This window comes from Rothia sp. HMSC067H10 (assembly GCF_001810635.1).
GTDB lineage: Bacteria > Actinomycetota > Actinomycetes > Actinomycetales > Micrococcaceae > Rothia > Rothia dentocariosa.
Window position 1 is genome coordinate 450966 of record NZ_KV802317.1, and the last position, 16402, is coordinate 467367.

The window sequence follows — 16402 nt, forward strand, 5'->3', positions numbered from 1 at the left end:
CGCAATTAGCGGGCATTTTGTGGGTGAGTTGTCTGTGTATTAGTGATGTGCTGTCTCTTCCAGTACCCATTTTTCGGGGCTATCGACCGCATCCGGCGAGATCTCGCGAAGCTTCTCAAGTGCGATTTTTTTCTGATCGGCATAGCGAGTGCGAAATCCGGTCTGCACGCGATGGCCGTCAAGAGTCCAACCGATCACGATAAGTCCGTCACGTTCTACAACCTTGCCGATCATTCCCCGCCCGGTGGTAATGACCGCAAGTTTCTTCGCAGGAATCCACAGGTCTTTAGCCCCGTTGCGGGTGAAGATAATGCCGTCCGAGTAGATCAGGAGCGTGGATTTTGTTTTGAACCCTAGCTGGTCGAACCCCACACGGTTCAGTTCATCACCGAACATCGTAGTGCTCACATACTCCCCCTCAAACGCCGCCTCGGCTTCAAGCCCGTCGTAGCGTTCGGGGACGTCTTTGAGTGAACCGAACATTGTGGACTGCCGCTTGAGACGGGATTTCCAGCCGCACCAAATACCGAAGAAGCACAGCGCCACCACGGCAACGCAGATAAGGGTGGGAATCAGTTTTTCCACGGTTCTTCTTTCTCCTCGGTTTATTGCAGCGGTTTTACCCCTGTATTAGGAACGATCAAGCCTGCCGGTGAGGGCTCGCGAGCTCGCCATTCAAAACGGTCGGATGTCCCGCGTAAAAAGTTGCGCGCACAGCACCGGGAACCTCCATCCCACAATACGGGTTGTTCTTGCCCTTTGTGGCCTGCTCCTCAGGCTTAATCACACGGGTAGCCTTCGGATCAACCAACACGATATTTGCTGCTTCACCTTCGGCAAGCGGACGGCCCTGCTCAGCATCCAGGCTGCCAATTTTCGCCGGAGTTTCGCTCATAATCCGTGCGACATCAGCCCAGGTAATATGCCCTGGCTCCACAAGGGTCATCTGAATAATCGAGAGTGCCTGCTCAAGACCGGTCATGCCGTTTGCAGCACACGCCCATTCACATTCTTTGCTTTCTGCCGGATGCGGTGCATGGTCGGTACCAATAACGTCAATAATGCCGTCGGCCACAGCTTGGCGCAGAGCAAGCACATCCTCTTCGGTGCGTAAAGGCGGGTTCACCTTAAAAATCGGGTCGTAGGTGCGCGCCTTTTCGTCGGTCAGAATCAGGTGATGCGGGGTGGCTTCGGCGGTTACCTGCACGCCGCGAGACTTAGCCCAGCGCACAACCTCTACCGAGCCTTTAGTCGAGAGGTGGCAAATATGCAGACGCGAATTCAAATGCTCAGCCAGTAGAACATCGCGGGCGATAATAGCTTCTTCCGCGACAGCGGGCCAGCCGGTAAGCCCCAGGTCGGCTGAAACCTTGCCTTCGTTCATCTGAGCGCCCTCAGTGAGGCGGGGCTCCTGCGCATGCTGGGCGATCACGCCGTCAAAAGTTTTCACGTATTCGAGGGCACGGCGCATAATTGCCGGATCGTAGACACACATGCCGTCGTCCGAGAACACTCGAACCTTCGCCTCAGAGGTCGCCATAGAACCAATATCTGAGAGGAATTCGCCTTTTAGCCCAACGGTCACCGACCCGATAGGCTGCACACGGCACCAGCCGGATTCCTTACCCAGACGATCAACCTGCTCAACCACGGCTGCGGTATCGGCGACAGGAAGCGAGTTCGCCATCGCAAAAACAGCCGTGTAGCCGCCCAAAGCCGCCGCGCGGGTACCGGTCTCAACGGTTTCAGAAGCTTCATATCCGGGCTGGCGCAGGTGAGTATGAATATCGACCAGCCCTGGAAGAGCAATCTGACCGGAAGCATCAACGACCTGAGCGTCCTCAGCTTCTAAATCCTGGCCAATACGCGCAATTTTGCCATCCTCAATCAGGATATCGGCAACGCGCTCACCCAGCAGGGAGGCGCCTTTAATAAGGTACGTGCTCATGTATATTCCTTCTTTCGGATAGCATTAGGATTCGTCGCCGGAGTATAGTTTCTCGCTTGACCCGTCAGTCAAGAGCAGGTACAGCACCGCCATGCGGGCCGCCACGCCGTTACTGACTTGGCGTAGCACCCAGGCGTTCTGAGAATCGGCGGCTTCGGTGCACAGCTCCAGCCCTCGGTTCATAGGACCGGGGTGCAGAATTGCGATTTCTTGAGGCTGCGCCAGCAGATTCTCAAAACGTTCTTTGGTGAGTCCCCACAGGGCGGTATATTCCTCTGCTGAGGGAAAGTAAGCGGCGTTCATACGCTCTTTTTGGATGCGCAGCATCATCACCGCGTCAGGTTTTGTAGCGATTGCGTCATCGAAATCGTGGAAAACCTCAAGTCCCCAATCCTGCTTCCAACGCTCAGTATGCACAGGCAAAAGCGTAGGCGGAGCCACAAAAGCGACATCGGCCCCCAGATTTTTTAGCAACCACAGATTCGACCGCGCCACGCGAGAGTGCAGAATATCCCCCACGATCAGCACACGCATACCGTTTAAATCGGTTCCTCGCGGTGATTCCAGACCATCACGCTGAGCCTTAAACTGGCGCAGCGAAACCGCATCTAAAAGAGCCTGCGTTGGATGCGCATGCGTGCCGTCCCCCGCATTTAGCACAGGAATATCGGTCCACCCGGCCTCGGCAAGACGCTGCGGAGCACCCGAAGCCGAATGACGAATCACGAAGGCATCCGCACTAATCGCTTTGAGAGTCTGAGCAGTGTCTTTGAGGGATTCTCCCTTAGAAACCGATGAACCACGCGCAGCAAAATTAGTAATATCGGCGCCCAGACGTTTCTCTGCGGATTCGAAGGACAGTCTGGTACGCGTTGAGTCTTCAAAGAAAAGGTTGACTACAGTCTTGCCGGCAAGCACATTGAGCTTCCGGTTTTCTGCCTTAACCTGTGCCATATAGTCTGCAACGTCGAGTATTTCAATGGCCTGAGTTCGTGTGAGATCGCGAGTGTCAAGCAGATGTTTCATGAAAGCTGTCCTTCCAGCTGAATGATATCAACGCGGTCTGTAGCGTTATCCGTTTCTTCGAGTACCACACGAACCTTCTCTAAGGCACTGGTCGGAAGGTTTTTCCCCACGTGGTCGGCGCGAATTGGGAGTTGCCGGTGCCCGCGATCAACTAACACGGCAAGACGCACCAGAGCCGGACGTCCGTATTCGTTAAGGGCGTCCAAGGCGGCCCGAACAGTGCGGCCGGAGTACAGAACATCATCGACGAGAACCACATTTTTGCCATCAAGACCCCCCATCGGGATCAAGGACTCCCCCGCGCTGCGGTTTTCATATTCCTCATCGGTGAGGTCATCGCGATACGAGGTAATATCGAGAGCGCCCAGGCCATTTTTGAGATCAAAATTTGAGTCATTCGTCTGGATGCGCTGTGCCAGACGCTGTGCCAACGGGTATCCACGAGACCGAATACCTAAAAGCACTAGGTTATCAGTTCCCTTATTAGACTCGAGAATTTCAAAAGCAATACGTGTAAGAGCGCGACGGATCTCATCGTCGCTAAGGATAGTGTGCCCTTCATTGGGCGTTTTTATTGGCGCACCTATGGGATGCGCACCAGGCTCATAGGGTACAGATGTCCCCGACACAGCCGACTCCTTCCCCGCCTCACGGGACGGATTTAAAGGTCTCTTGCTTTTACCAAGACTACCATACGTACCACGCAGTTCAGGGGTATGTGTTTCTGAAGTTTTAATTTTTTTGGAGTCAAAAATCCTCTATATATCATGCAATAAACGCTCATGTTCCCTGAACAAAGACTCATAAAACGTCGAGAGTCCATTATGCTAGTAAAAGCATCACCGATAGTACAACCACACCGAGGACTGCATCATGGAAGATCTCTTTGAGGGCCTGGTAAGAATTATCTTTGGGATTCTTGCAGCCCCTATCGTTTTCGTGGCGCACCGCTACTTTAAGCGCCGCAACCGAATGCGCACCCGGCAGCTTACGGAGCTTGGCTTTGCTTCTTCCACTCAGGTGATTCGGCATACTCTTGGAGAGACTCAACGCAACTCATACTTCTCGGTTATCGGTGCAGTCCTCTTCGGACTATGTACTCTCATCATGGCATGGATTTGGGTATCTTCCTCTTTTGACACTATCGCTACTGTCCTACTGAGCGTCGTTGCTCTATGCACTCTTATCTTCATCTGGTACTACCGCCGATCCTACGTTGAGTTCAGGCTATACGAGTTTATGAGATCCCGACTTGGCGAGGGCGTTATCACTCTTGACTATGCTGATATTGATGCCTATACATTTACCTACAATAAGTTTGAAACCGCTCTTAAAATCACCACGGTATCCGGCATATCATTTGAGCTCGATCCCGCTATTCAAGACTGCCGTTACCTCTGTGCCATGATCGCTATGCGTATGCGTTCTAATCGCTGGCCCGATCCGTCCTCAGACCGTGATATGAGCGTTGTGCTTCATATGATGCGTACACAACACTGGCTCAAGTTCCTACTGCACGTACGTGAAGGGTCTAACCTTGCTGCTAATAATCTCGCTTCTACGCAGCATCGCAATACTCGGTACACCCATGAGGGCAGCGAACTTTTTGAAGAGGCTAAACGTCAGCTCGGGTTCTATGCATAACCTTGTTTGAGCCGCGAAAAGGTACAATATAAAGCCGCCTCAAACCCCTAAAAAGCAGGGGTTTGAGGCGGCTTTATAGCTGAGCCGTTTAAGCAAGCAGAGTCGGTTTTACCTGGCGCAGCTTATCCAAAAGACCGTTAACAAATTTCGGTGAATCGTTCGTAGAGAGCACACGCGCCAAACCGGTTGCCTCCGAGATAGCAACCGCATCTGGAACATCATCATTATAGAGAAGTTCCCACGCGCCGATCCGCAAAATTACGCGGTCGACAGCTGGCATACGCTCAAACGACCAGTCACGCGCATAGGTCTCAAGGTATTCTCGAATCTCGTCATCATGATCACGTACGCCGCGCACGATCTCTTCGGCATAGGCCGAGATCTGAGCGGCAGTATGCAGACGGCGTCGCTTCAGCACATCAATAATGTCTTCTTGACGCTGATCGGCTTCAAAAAGTACCTCGACGGCACGTAAGCGGGCTTTGGTACGAGAGTTCATTAGTCGTTAACACGGCCCAGGTAATCGCCGGTACGGGTATCAACCTTCACCTTGGTGCCTGTCTCCAGGAACAGTGGAACCTGAATTTCATAGCCAGTCTCAAGAGTTGCAGGCTTATTGCCACCAGTGGAACGGTCACCCTGCAGGCCAGGCTCGGTGTAGGTAATTTCAAGAACAACAGAGGCAGGAAGCTCAACATATAGCGGAGTACCCTCATAGAGGGCTACAGTCGCGGTCTGCGACTCCAGCATGTAGTTAGCAGCATCGCCCACCACAGCTGCAGGAACATTAATCTGATCATAGGTCTTCAGATCCATGAAGACGTAGTCTTCGCCGTCCTGGTAGAGATACTGATAGTCGGAACGATCAACAGTAGCAGTCTCAATCTTAGCGCCAGCATTGAAAGTGCGGTCGACAACCTTACCGGAGGTTACGTTACGCAACTTGGTACGCACAAACGCACCACCCTTACCGGGCTTTACATGCTGGAACTCAACAACGGACCACAGACCGCCATCAATCTTGAGGATTGCACCGTTTTTAATATCAGTGGTAGATGCCATGCGGCTCTCCTTCGTATTGTCGACGCTTACACACAACACGATGCGTGTTGCCGCAGGCGCTAAGTTATCAATGAGCAAATAATGTCGCCCTTTAGTTTACACTATGGCACCGCTACTATGACATATCTAAGTAAAATTCCCATCACGTTCTGCATGTTTGACTGCCTAGACATGGGTACCCCCTGTAAAAGCACCTAAATTGCAGTTAGTTATTCGGCGATTTCTTGGTATGTCATATACAGGATGGAGTCATCGGGAACCTCATAAACACGCGGTTTACCCAGTTCTTCCAAAACGATAAAACGCAAAAGTGAGCCGCGCGCTTTTTTATCCCGGCGCATAGTTTCGAGAAGCTCTTTCCAGCGATCCCCCCGGTATCCCACTGGAAGATTCAAAGATTTGAGAATGGCACGGGTGCGATCAACAATTGTTTCATTAAGATACCCAGCGGCAAGCGCGAGCTCGGCCGCATACACCATCCCCACCGCAACGGCTGCGCCGTGGCGCCACTGGTATCGCTCGGCACGTTCAATAGCGTGCCCTAAGGTATGCCCGTAATTGAGAATTTCGCGGCGACCGGATTCGCGCAGGTCTTCAGAAACAACCTCCGCTTTCACCCGAACGGCACGCTCAATCAGGTCACGCACTATTGACGACTGAGAATCCCGAATCTTTTCTGGGTTAGCCTCAATACTGTCAAGAATCTGTGGGTCAGCAATGAACCCACACTTTACGACCTCCGCCATACCTGTTAAAAGCTCATGCTCCGGCAAGGTACGCAGCGTACCAATCTCGCAGAGCACTGCAGAAGGTGGCCAAAATGCCCCCACAAGATTCTTTCCCTCGGCGGTGTTAATACCTGTTTTTCCTCCCACAGCGGCATCGACCATGCCAAGAAGAGTGGTCGGAATGTGAATCACACGTACCCCGCGCAGCCAGGTTGCCGCCACAAAACCGGCAACATCAGTAATGGCTCCGCCGCCCACTGAAATAATTGCATCCGTGCGTGTAAAGTCGTTCTGACCTAAAACCTGCCAGCAAAATGCGGCCACTTGATGGTGCTTAGCTTCTTCAGCATCAGGAATTTCAGCGCTAAAAGACTCGTAGCCAACTTTACGCAGATCTTCCATAACAAGCTCGCCGGTAGCCCGTAGGGCGCGCGGGTGGATCACCAAGATTTTATGCGCTGTGTTACCTAGAATATCGGGGATTTTCTTAAGCAAATTATGCCCCACCAGAACATCGTAGTTCTCACGTGGTGAGCTGCCTGTGACGGGTATATAGGTAATGTCTTCCTCACCGGAAGCTCCGAAAGTTGGAGCTACAGAGGTTTCGGACTCAGCGGCGTGATGTGACTGTTCAATCATGAGAGTGTTCCTTTCGGAAGGCAAGAACAAAGTTCTGAATTTCGGCGGTCATAACGCTAATATTTTTTTCTCCACGCGCATCCAAAGTATGCTGTGCAAGTTCCTCATACCGATGCTGCCTATGCTCAAAAATCTCAGACCAGCGCTCTACCGGGTTAGGCTCTAGAAGCGGGCGGGTTTTATTGCCTGTAATGCGCGGCTCAACCGTATCCACATCGACCAGAATGTAAACCACGCATTCGTCACGCAAAAGGTCAGCAACCGCATCAGTCATAGGGGCACCGCCACCCAGCGAAAAAACTGTGTTGCGATAGGTTGGCGAGGTCAGCACATCTTCAATAGTCTTGCGTTCAAGTTCCCGAAAATAGGCTTCACCAAAGATTTCAAAAATCTCGGATACCTCACCATAACGTTCCACAATCAGCTGGTCGGCATCAAGAAACTCATAGCCGTAAAACCGTGCAAAATGGGTGCCAATATAGGTTTTTCCCGCCGCCATAGGACCGATGAGAACTACCGGACGGGCACGTTCGGCAAATTCTTCCTGAAGCTCACGTACCTGCTGCGGATGTATGCGAAGGGTATTTTCCTCGCTTTTCTCCTTAGAGATGCTTTCGCGCTTTGATTCTAAACTAGCAGTGCTATGCCTCAAATGTGCAGCCTGTGCCATACGCGCTGTAATCGCGGCAAAACTTGCGGATTCATGTGGCTGTTCAGACACAGGTGCCCGTTCCAAGTCATCATTTTTACGTGAAGCCTGTTCCGCAACGATGCGCGGGCGTGCGAAGATTGCGGGCGTCGGTATAGTGTCTGATTGCTGACCGCGTGCTGCCTTGTTCGTCTCCAATACTTCAGACTCTTCAGGAACTTGAGGACTCCCCTGTCCGTCCTGCGGTTTATGAGATTCTACAGTAAAGCCCGCCAATTTTTCACGAAAAACGCTTGAAGCGAGAGGAGCGGGTGTATCCGAATCAGATGAAGCATACACCCGTACCTTCGACGTAGCGCGAGGGGCAGCTTTCCCAAATTTCCCAAAAACCGTGAGTGGGCTGGGAACAGCCGCTTTGCGAGCAGAATGAAGTTCTTGAGTGTGTGAGCCTACCTCATGCTGTTCAGCCGTATTCTCCTCAGGTTCCGAAAGCTTTGACTGCGGGCGCGTTGCATTCCCCTCTCGGGCACGGCGCGCTGCTTCCGCTATGCGAGAGAAAGGGTTCGTCTCCGACGATGCGCGCCCGGAAGGCACTGGATCCTCAGCAGCCACAGTCTAGGAATCCCATCCCGCAACATTAGATGCCCAAGCCAGAGATTCGGGAATCTCTGCCAGATAAGAGTCCATATTTCGACGTGTCTCGCCGATGGAATCGCCACCAAATTTCTCCAGTGCTGCCTGTGCGAGTACAAGGGCGACCATAGCCTCCGCCACCACACCGGCGGCTGGTACAGCACACACATCAGATCGCTGATGATGCGCCTTCGCGGGTTCCCCGGTTGAAGTATCAATAGTTTTGAGTGCCTTGGGAACGGTAGCGATAGGCTTCATAGCGGCACGAACACGCACAAGATCGCCTATACTCATACCGCCTTCAATGCCGCCGGCTCGGTTCGTATCACGAGTCACGCCATGTTCACCGACCGAAATCTCATCGTGTGCGACGGTACCAGGGCGGTCGGCGGTCGCAAAGCCATCACCAACTTCGACACCCTTAATAGCTTGAATCCCCATCAGCGCTGCGGCAAGGCGAGCATCCAGACGACGATCCCAATGCACATATGAACCGAGTCCTGGGGGCATACCATAAGCCAAAACCTCGACGATACCGCCGAGTGTTTCTCCATCTTTGTGCGCCTCATCAACCCGGGCGACCATAGCATCTGAAGTAGCTTTATCGAAGCACCGAAGAGGATCAGCGTCAAGAGCAGCAACATCACGGGGAACAGGCACCGATGCTCCATTGGGCGCGTGTACGCCGCCCACTGCAACAGTATGCGATACAAGCTCAACACCGAGTGCTTTTAAAACCTGAGCGGCGACCACGCCTAGAGCTACCCGAGTCGCAGTTTCACGTGCCGATGCGCGCTCAAGAACAGGACGAGCCTCCGCAAAGTTGTATTTCTGCATACCCGTAAAATCCGCGTGACCGGGGCGCGGGCGTGTCAGGGCAGCATTGCGGGCACGCCCTTCAATAAGTGCGGGATCTACCGGATCTGAGCTCATGACATCAACCCATTTAGGCCATTCAGTATTCGCGATTTCAAGTGCTACGGGGCCACCCTGCGTCAGGCCGTGCCGCACCCCGCCCAGAATACGCACTTTATCTTCTTCAAACTTCATACGAGCGCCGCGACCGTACCCTAGACGGCGGCGAGCCAGCGCATCACGCACCATCTCGCTGGTAAGCTTCACGCCGGCGGGGACTCCTTCGATAATACCGACCAGCGCTTCACCGTGAGACTCCCCCGCGGTCAGCCAACGTAGCTCCATATATTTCCTCATCTCCGTTTTGCCGTCTTGAGAGTTCCGGCACCGTCAAAGTTTGAATCTGTATATAAATTCTAACGTCTCTTTTAACACACAATGTCAGGAAGCTGTTCACGCGGAGCAAGATTTACAGCGGCACACATCGCATTGAGCACATCAAGCTCGTGCGGGAGATGCTGATCTATAGCATGCCCTGTAAAAACGCGTACCTGGTCGAGAGCCTGATAGAGAAGCATTTCAAGGCCCGATACGACGCGCCCGCCGCGCCGCTCCCAAATCTGCGCTAGCTGAGACGGCCACGGATCATAAGCTACATCCAGTAGAACAGCGTGCGGGTAGACCTTGTTTATGTTTTTAGCAAAATTATCTGCAGCATGAGCGGGGAGAGTCGAGATCACCGAGTAATACGCGGCGCTGCCTTCCGCAAACCGGGCAAGAGGCTCTGCCTGGACCTCAAGACTTAGACGTTTTGCTGCGTCATATATGGCAGAGAGCTTATGCAGTGAGCGCGCATACACCGTCACACGAGTGTACCCCAAACGGTGTAAGGCGGCTAGAGCAGAAATAGCGGTTGCGCCGCCGCCCAGGATAGCCGGTTGTGTCGTTGCTTGGTGAGTTTCAAGCCCAGCATGTAGAAGTGCATTGACGATGCCGCCGACATCTGTGTTATGACCATGCGGCAACGGTACTTCGGTATCTTCCGTCTTTCTCCAGAAAACGGTGTTAACCGCCCCAGTCACCTGGGCCAAAGCGGTTGTTGAGTGAAGATACCGAATAATATCGGTCTTGAGCGGCATTGTGACCGAAAACCCGCAGATTGCTTCTCCGGCCTCTGCCTCATCCATGAGAGCCGGAAGATCCGCGGAGAGTGTGTCACGACGGGCATACGCAATGTTCTCTTTGAGTACCTGGTACGCAGCGGTATGTAAAACTGGCGAGAGCGAATGCGCTATAGGATGCCCCAGCACATAGGCTCGTCGTGCTGCCGCTGCCTTAGTCATGGTATTCCCTTCCCACGAGATGCCGTCTAGATTGTCCGTCACTTTACGCACATAAACGGAACGGATGCTCCTTCCAGTTTAGTGGAAGGAGCATCCGTTCCGTCTTACGAAGAACCGTACAGAACCTACAAATACGGTGCCTCAGTACTGACCATGCAGTATCTTATTTACAGCGACCTGAGTGTTCCTCACACCACTGGTTGTACTCGTCAACGTACTTCTGGTGTTCCTTATAGGTGCGGGAGTACTTCGTCTCACCCGTGTCAAGGTCAACCGTTACCCAGTAGTAGTACGGGTTGTTCTCGGGATTTGCTACCGCTTTGATTGAGGATAACCCTGGCGATGCAATCGGGCCTGCAGGCAACCCTGTATTTGCATAGGTGTTGTACTTATTATTCTTATCTGCCTTTTGCTCTTCCGTGAGGTGATATGAACGTACACCCAAGCCATAGGTCACGGTAGCATCGGACTGAATCAAGCCGTTAGTCTCACCCTTGGGGTTATTGAGGCGGTTATTGATAATGCCCGCAACGGCCACATAGTCCTTAGGCTGTGCTTCAAGCTCCACGATAGAAGCCTTAGTCAGGACCTCAAAGGTTCGTTGGTCTCCGCTAACTCCTGCTTCCTGCAAATCAGCCTTTGTTCGCGAAACCATAGCCTCAATAATTTTCTTGGCGTCGGTCCCTTCCTTCGGAATTCGGTATTCGCCCGGGTGCAGCCAGCCTTCCATAGAGGGGAAGTTCTTCGGGATACCGTATTCTTCGGGGTGAGACATAGCGGCTTCAATATCGCGACGACTTATCTTGCCTTCGGTAGCTTTAGCGATAATATCGACCGTCTCGTTCATACGCTTACCCTGCTGAACCGCGATATAAAAAATATTATTATCGCTATCTACCAGGTTCTTCACGACCGAAGAGCTGCTCATTTGCTTCTGCAACTCATAGGTACCAGCCTTAAGAGTTTTACCGTTAGCCTCTTTCTGGTACACGTCAATAAACTTGCCGGGATCGGCAATAATGTCTTTTTCTTTGAGCGCCTGCGCAATCTGCGCGGTACTCTCACCCTGCTCAATCGTGAAGCTTACCGGTTCGCCATTTCCCGATCCCGAGTAATCACGATTTTTGAAGGGGTTAATGTCGTAACGCTGCACGAAGACCACCCCAAGCACAATAAGTACCACGGCAAAGACGCTTAAAGCTGTTGCCATGATGGTGTGGCGGCGACGCTTACGTGCGCGTAGCTCCCTAGCGGTTACCACCTCATCCTCAAGGGTGATACCGCGAATGCCAGCCTGGCTTTCGGCGAGTGTCGGACTGAGAAGCTCGCTTAAGCTACTCTCTCGCGTCCGCTGTTTTGTAGGTTCTTCGGTCACTGAAGGTTCTCCGTTTCGTTGACGGGGCCGTCTATAGTCTCTTGCAGATGGGAATCTTCGCGGGGTGATTCATACACCAGATATCCAGCGACAGCTTGCCCAGCTTTAAGAGCATCCAGACTGTACTGCAATATGTTAACAGCAGCAACCTGGTCAACCATAGTCTTGAAATTTCGGCTGGATACACCAGCCTCGTGGAGGGAACGATGCGCACTCACCGTGGTGAGACGCTCATCGACCAGCCAAATGTTGATGTGTGTATTTCCTTCTGCATCCAATTCGGAACGCAAAGCGTGGGCGTAATCCCGTGCCATGCGGGTGGAGTCCGACTCTCCTCCCCGCATGGTTTTGGGAAGCCCCACAAAGATCTCTTTCACGTCGTTAACCTCCACAAGTTTGCGGAGAACTCGACGGTCCGAGTTCTTCTTGCTGTCACGACGGAGTGTCTTGAGCGGAGTCGCCAGAATGCCGTCTGGATCGCTCAATGACGTGCCAACGCGGGCATTACCCACGTCAACACCCATCCGTACTCCTCGTTGAAATTCAGTCAAGTTATGCCTGCGCTATCGCGTTGCGGATAGCATCCAGTGCTTCTGAAACCTTCGAAGCATCCTGTCCGCCACCCTGTGCAACATCGTCCTTGCCGCCGCCACCGCCGCCGAGTACACTTGCTGCGAGTCGCACCAAGGCACCGGCTTTAATGCCAGCTTCACGGGCACCTTCATTTGTGGCGACAAGAATAACCGGGCGACCATTAGCCACGCCAGTCACCGCCACAACGGCAGCTTCAGAGCCGAAGCGTGAACGTAAATCTAACGCTAGCGAACGAACACCGTTGGCGTCCAGCTCTCCCGCATGATGTGTAAGAACTCGTACACCACCGATGGTTTGCGCGTTTTCTAAAAGCTTACCAGCCTCAGCCTGAAGCTTCTCGCGGCGCAGCTTTTCAAGTTCTTTCTCAGCTGACTTTAGTTTCGCCAACGTCTGGTTTATTTTCTCGGGTAGTTCAGCCGAGGACTGCACCTTCATCATGCCGGTCAGCTGATTGACTAGGGTACGCTCAGCGGCAAGATGCTCGAAAGAATTCATACCGACCAGTGCCTCAACGCGGCGGTTACCCGAGCCCACAGACTGTTCGGTGAGCAGGGTCAGAGAACCAATCTCAGATGAAGTTCCTACGTGGGTGCCGCCACAAAGCTCGCGCGAGAACTCTCCACCGATTTCGACCATACGCACGATGTTGCCATACTTCTCGCCGAAGAGGCTCATAGCGCCTAGTGCTTTAGCCTCGGCAAGAGGCATCTCACGCGCAATAACTTCGTGGTTATCCCGGATAGCGAGGTTTGCTACCTCTTCGACTTCACGCTTAGCGGAGTCAGATAGGCTCTCACCCCATGCGAAGTCAAAACGCAGGTAGCCTTCCTTATTGAAGGAACCACGCTGAGTTGCTTCATTACCCAATACCTGGTGCAAAGCCGCATGAACAATATGGGTACCCGAATGTGCCTTTTCACCGTCTCGACGTCGCTGCACATCAACCTGCGCCACGACCTCAGCGCCCGGATGTGCTTCACCTTCACGAACAACGGCGCGGTGAACGCTCAAGCCCTTGACAGGCTGCTGCACGTCCTGAACATCAATCACGAAACCGTTTCCAGCAATCACGCCGGTATCAGCTGCCTGTCCGCCGCCCTCCGCATAGAACGGGGTTTCATCCAAAACAACCTCGATCTTATCGCCCGCTTTAGCTACGGGAACGGAAACCCCATCCTTCAGCAAAGCACGAAGATGAGTCTCAGTGCGAAGTTCGGTGTACCCGGTAAAGATAGAACCACGTTCATCCACGAGCTTACGAAGCTCAGAGAGGTCTGCGAAGGCGCCTTTTTTAGCCTTAGCATCGGCTTGAGCACGGTGACGCTGCTCAGCCATCAGTTCGCGGAACGCCTTCTCATCAACCTTTACGCCTGCTTCAGCGGCCATTTCAAGGGTCAGATCGATCGGGAATCCGTAGGTATCGTGCAGTGCGAATGCTTCTGCCCCAGAAACAGAGTTTGACCCGTTTTTCTTGGCCGTAGCAACGGCTTCTTCCAAACGCTCGGTGCCGGTTTCAATCGTATGCAAGAATGCCTTTTCCTCGGCATACGCGATGCGGGAAATACGCTCGAAATCATCCGCCACGTAGGGGAAAGCACCAGCCATCGCATCGCGAGAAGCGGGGAATAGAATAGGCAGGCACGGTTCAGTAACGCCCAGCAGACGCATCGCACGAATAGCGCGGCGCATCAGGCGGCGTAGAATATAGCCGCGTCCTTCGTTGGAGGGAGTCACGCCATCGGCAATCAGCATAAGAGAAGAGCGAATATGGTCCGCGACCACACGCATGCGCACATCGTCTTCATACCCCGGATCTTCGGGAGATTCAGAGCCGTGGTATTTTTTCCCGGAGAGCTTCGAAGCGGCGTCAAGTACCGGGCGCACCTGATCGGTTTCGTAGAAGTTTTCAACACCCTGCAGAAGCATCGCCAAACGCTCAACGCCTAGACCGGTATCAATATTCTTCTTGGGCAATTCACCCAGAATCTCGAAGTCTTCCTTACCGATCCCTTCACCACGCTGATACTGCATGAACACAAGGTTCCAGATCTCAATATAGCGATCGTCGTCTACCGCCGGACCGCCTTCTTTGCCGTATGCGGGTCCGCGGTCATAGAAAATTTCGGAATCGGGGCCTGCAGGACCAGGCTGACCTGTAGACCAGTAGTTTTCCTTCATGCCCATGCGTTGGATACGTTCTTCGGGGAATCCTACGGTTTTAGTCCATACGTCGAAGGCTTCGTTGTCTCCTTCGTAAATGGTCACCCACAGACGTTCCGGGTCCAACCCGTAACCGCCTTCATCCTGACTAGCGGTGAGTAGTTCATAGGCGAAAGGAATAGCTTGCTCTTTGAAATAATCGCCAAATGAGAAGTTACCCGCCATCTGGAAAAAGGTACCATGACGGGCGGTCTTACCTACCTCTTCAATATCTAGGGTACGAATACACTTCTGAACGCTTGTTGCACGCGAGAACGGAGGAGTCTCTCGTCCAAGAAAATAAGGGATAAATGGCACCATACCCGCAATGGTAAACATGGCACCGGGTTCGTTTGAGATGAGTGATGCAGAAGGCACCACGGTATGTCCGCGCTTCTCGAAAAATTCGATCCAACGCTTAGAAATTTCCTGTGAGAGCATCGCTTTCCTTAGACAATTCTGTGTGAAATTCTACGAAATCTATCAAGTTCGTCATGCCGTCATTACGGCTACGTTACAGTACCGGCTAGTTAAAGAAATCTTCACCCAGCTCTCGGTCACGTTGGATGCGGGCGGAGCGAAGTTCCTCCTCTGTAGCGGCAATCCGCGATTCCACGTCGAGCAGTTCCCGCTCGGCAGCAGCCCGATTTGTGGAAGCAATTTCTTGCTCACTCATCTGACGGTCCCAGGTATCTATAGAACCAGGACGTATATCCTGTTTCTGTCGCTCAACTTTAGCATGAAGTTCAGCTTCTTTTTCATGCATGCCTTCACGAACACGCGCAGCAAATTCGACAGCTTTAAGCGCATAGGGTTGAAGAGGCTTACCAACGGGTGAATCGAAAAACTTTCCCACCTGTGACTCCGGGTTAAGAGCGAGTGTACCCTGTTGGTACTGAACAAGAGCGCCTGTTTTCTTTTCGGGCGATGCGCTGGCACGTTTTGACGCGAAATAGCCTACCGCCGCGCCCGCTCCCACAAGAAGAACTGACCGAAATAAACCCAATTACTGTTCACCTCCCTGTGAAGTACCAGCTGCACGATCATCGTCACCAGGCTTCTTACCGCGGAATGCCTGACGGACACCGTATGAGAACGAAGCAACTTTAATAAGGGGCTGCCCCACAGTTGAGGTCACCAAAGAAGACAGGGCAGAAACGTTCGCGGAAGCATCGGATACGTTAGAGGTGATACCGTCTACCTTCTCAAGCTGCTCATTCGTGGTAACGACTGTTTTAGTAACTTCGTCGATCAAAGGTGATGTGCTCTGGTTGAGCGAACGAATGGTCACGATAAGTTCATCGAAAACTTTAGTCAGGCGAATAATAGGTAAAGCAAGTAACGCCACAAGAATTGCGAAAACACCGGCAGCTATCAGACCTGCAATGTCTCCACCACTCATCACGACCTCTTTCTTATATCAACCAGTAAAACACAGTGAGCGCCCGCGAGAAACAAGTTTTGAAGCGAGCACACAGAAAAACCGTACCCACGGCTTACTCCATCATAAATGAAAAACCTTGTGCATGCCCATTTTGAACGCCGCTTGTCGTCAAAATATACAGCTCTACCAGGGGTTTTATAAAAAATTTACACTTCCTGCGGCATCTCGTTACAGTTCAGATTCCACGTTTATTACCCTCATCAAACTCTATAAGACATGCATAAGATGCAACATCAAGGAATAATCCTCAGGTTAGTCATACA

16 protein-coding genes are annotated in these 16402 nt (G+C 52.5%); 1 reads left to right on the top strand and 15 read right to left on the bottom strand.

The window, feature by feature from the left end; translation table 11 throughout:
- Positions 1–39: 39 nt before the first annotated feature.
- From HMPREF2756_RS08965 to pyrR, 4 genes are read right to left on the bottom strand one after another with little or no spacing between them, the layout of a single operon-like run.
- Positions 40–585, bottom strand: a complete 546-nt coding sequence (locus tag HMPREF2756_RS08965) for a PH-like domain-containing protein (RefSeq protein ID WP_048778136.1) — start codon at positions 583–585, stop codon at positions 40–42.
- 55 nt (positions 586–640) lie between these two features.
- Positions 641–1948 carry a dihydroorotase gene (locus HMPREF2756_RS08970; RefSeq protein WP_070620437.1) on the bottom strand — a complete coding sequence of 436 codons (1308 nt, stop codon included), beginning with the start codon at positions 1946–1948 and terminating at the stop codon, positions 641–643.
- Positions 1949–1972: 24 nt separating this feature from the next.
- Entirely contained in the window at positions 1973–2974 is a 1002-nt protein-coding gene (locus HMPREF2756_RS08975) for an aspartate carbamoyltransferase catalytic subunit (RefSeq protein WP_070620439.1), read from the bottom strand.
- Positions 2971–3603 (bottom strand): bifunctional pyr operon transcriptional regulator/uracil phosphoribosyltransferase PyrR, encoded by a 633-nt coding sequence (pyrR, locus tag HMPREF2756_RS08980; protein ID WP_070620442.1) that lies wholly within the window; start codon positions 3601–3603, stop codon positions 2971–2973. The genes HMPREF2756_RS08975 and pyrR overlap by 4 nt, the downstream gene beginning before the upstream one ends.
- A 244-nt stretch (positions 3604–3847) precedes the next feature.
- Here pyrR and HMPREF2756_RS08985 point away from each other — a divergent pair, with 244 nt between their 5' ends.
- Complete coding sequence (locus tag HMPREF2756_RS08985; RefSeq protein ID WP_004004727.1) at positions 3848–4618, top strand: hypothetical protein; 771 nt, start codon at positions 3848–3850, stop codon at positions 4616–4618.
- Positions 4619–4706: 88 nt separating this feature from the next.
- Here HMPREF2756_RS08985 and nusB read toward each other — a convergent pair whose 3' ends face one another.
- The 11 genes from nusB to HMPREF2756_RS09040 form a co-directional block, all read right to left on the bottom strand.
- Positions 4707–5117, bottom strand: a complete 411-nt coding sequence (gene nusB, locus HMPREF2756_RS08990) for a transcription antitermination factor NusB (protein ID WP_070620445.1) — start codon at positions 5115–5117, stop codon at positions 4707–4709.
- Positions 5117–5680 (bottom strand): elongation factor P, encoded by a 564-nt coding sequence (efp, locus tag HMPREF2756_RS08995; protein ID WP_004004729.1) that lies wholly within the window; start codon positions 5678–5680, stop codon positions 5117–5119. The genes nusB and efp overlap by 1 nt, the downstream gene beginning before the upstream one ends.
- Positions 5681–5889: 209 nt before the next feature.
- Positions 5890–7047, bottom strand: a complete 1158-nt coding sequence (gene aroB / locus HMPREF2756_RS09000; RefSeq protein ID WP_048778131.1) for a 3-dehydroquinate synthase — start codon at positions 7045–7047, stop codon at positions 5890–5892.
- On the bottom strand, positions 7040–8308 hold the full coding sequence (locus HMPREF2756_RS09005) for a shikimate kinase (RefSeq protein ID WP_246825907.1): 1269 nt from the start codon (positions 8306–8308) through the stop codon (positions 7040–7042). Before HMPREF2756_RS09005 ends, aroB begins: the two co-directional genes overlap by 8 nt.
- A gap of 3 nt (positions 8309–8311) precedes the next feature.
- Positions 8312–9529, bottom strand: coding sequence for a chorismate synthase (gene aroC, locus HMPREF2756_RS09010; protein ID WP_070620447.1), 1218 nt, complete (start codon positions 9527–9529; stop codon positions 8312–8314).
- Between the two features lie 83 nt (positions 9530–9612).
- Entirely contained in the window at positions 9613–10527 is a 915-nt protein-coding gene (locus HMPREF2756_RS09015) for a shikimate dehydrogenase family protein (protein WP_070620450.1), read from the bottom strand.
- 163 nt (positions 10528–10690) lie between these two features.
- The gene (gene mltG / locus HMPREF2756_RS09020; protein WP_004004734.1) at positions 10691–11902 is read right to left on the bottom strand and encodes an endolytic transglycosylase MltG; all 1212 of its coding nucleotides are present in this window, start codon (positions 11900–11902) and stop codon (positions 10691–10693) included.
- Complete coding sequence (gene ruvX / locus HMPREF2756_RS09025; RefSeq protein ID WP_219619744.1) at positions 11899–12426, bottom strand: Holliday junction resolvase RuvX; 528 nt, start codon at positions 12424–12426, stop codon at positions 11899–11901. Before ruvX ends, mltG begins: the two co-directional genes overlap by 4 nt.
- A 28-nt stretch (positions 12427–12454) precedes the next feature.
- Positions 12455–15136 (bottom strand): alanine--tRNA ligase, encoded by a 2682-nt coding sequence (gene alaS / locus HMPREF2756_RS09030; protein WP_070620453.1) that lies wholly within the window; start codon positions 15134–15136, stop codon positions 12455–12457.
- Between the two features lie 85 nt (positions 15137–15221).
- Positions 15222–15701, bottom strand: a complete 480-nt coding sequence (locus tag HMPREF2756_RS09035) for a peptide chain release factor 4 (RefSeq protein ID WP_070620457.1) — start codon at positions 15699–15701, stop codon at positions 15222–15224.
- Positions 15702–16097, bottom strand: a complete 396-nt coding sequence (locus HMPREF2756_RS09040; RefSeq protein ID WP_004004740.1) for a DUF948 domain-containing protein — start codon at positions 16095–16097, stop codon at positions 15702–15704. It lies immediately after the preceding gene.
- Positions 16098–16402: the final 305 nt, after the last annotated feature.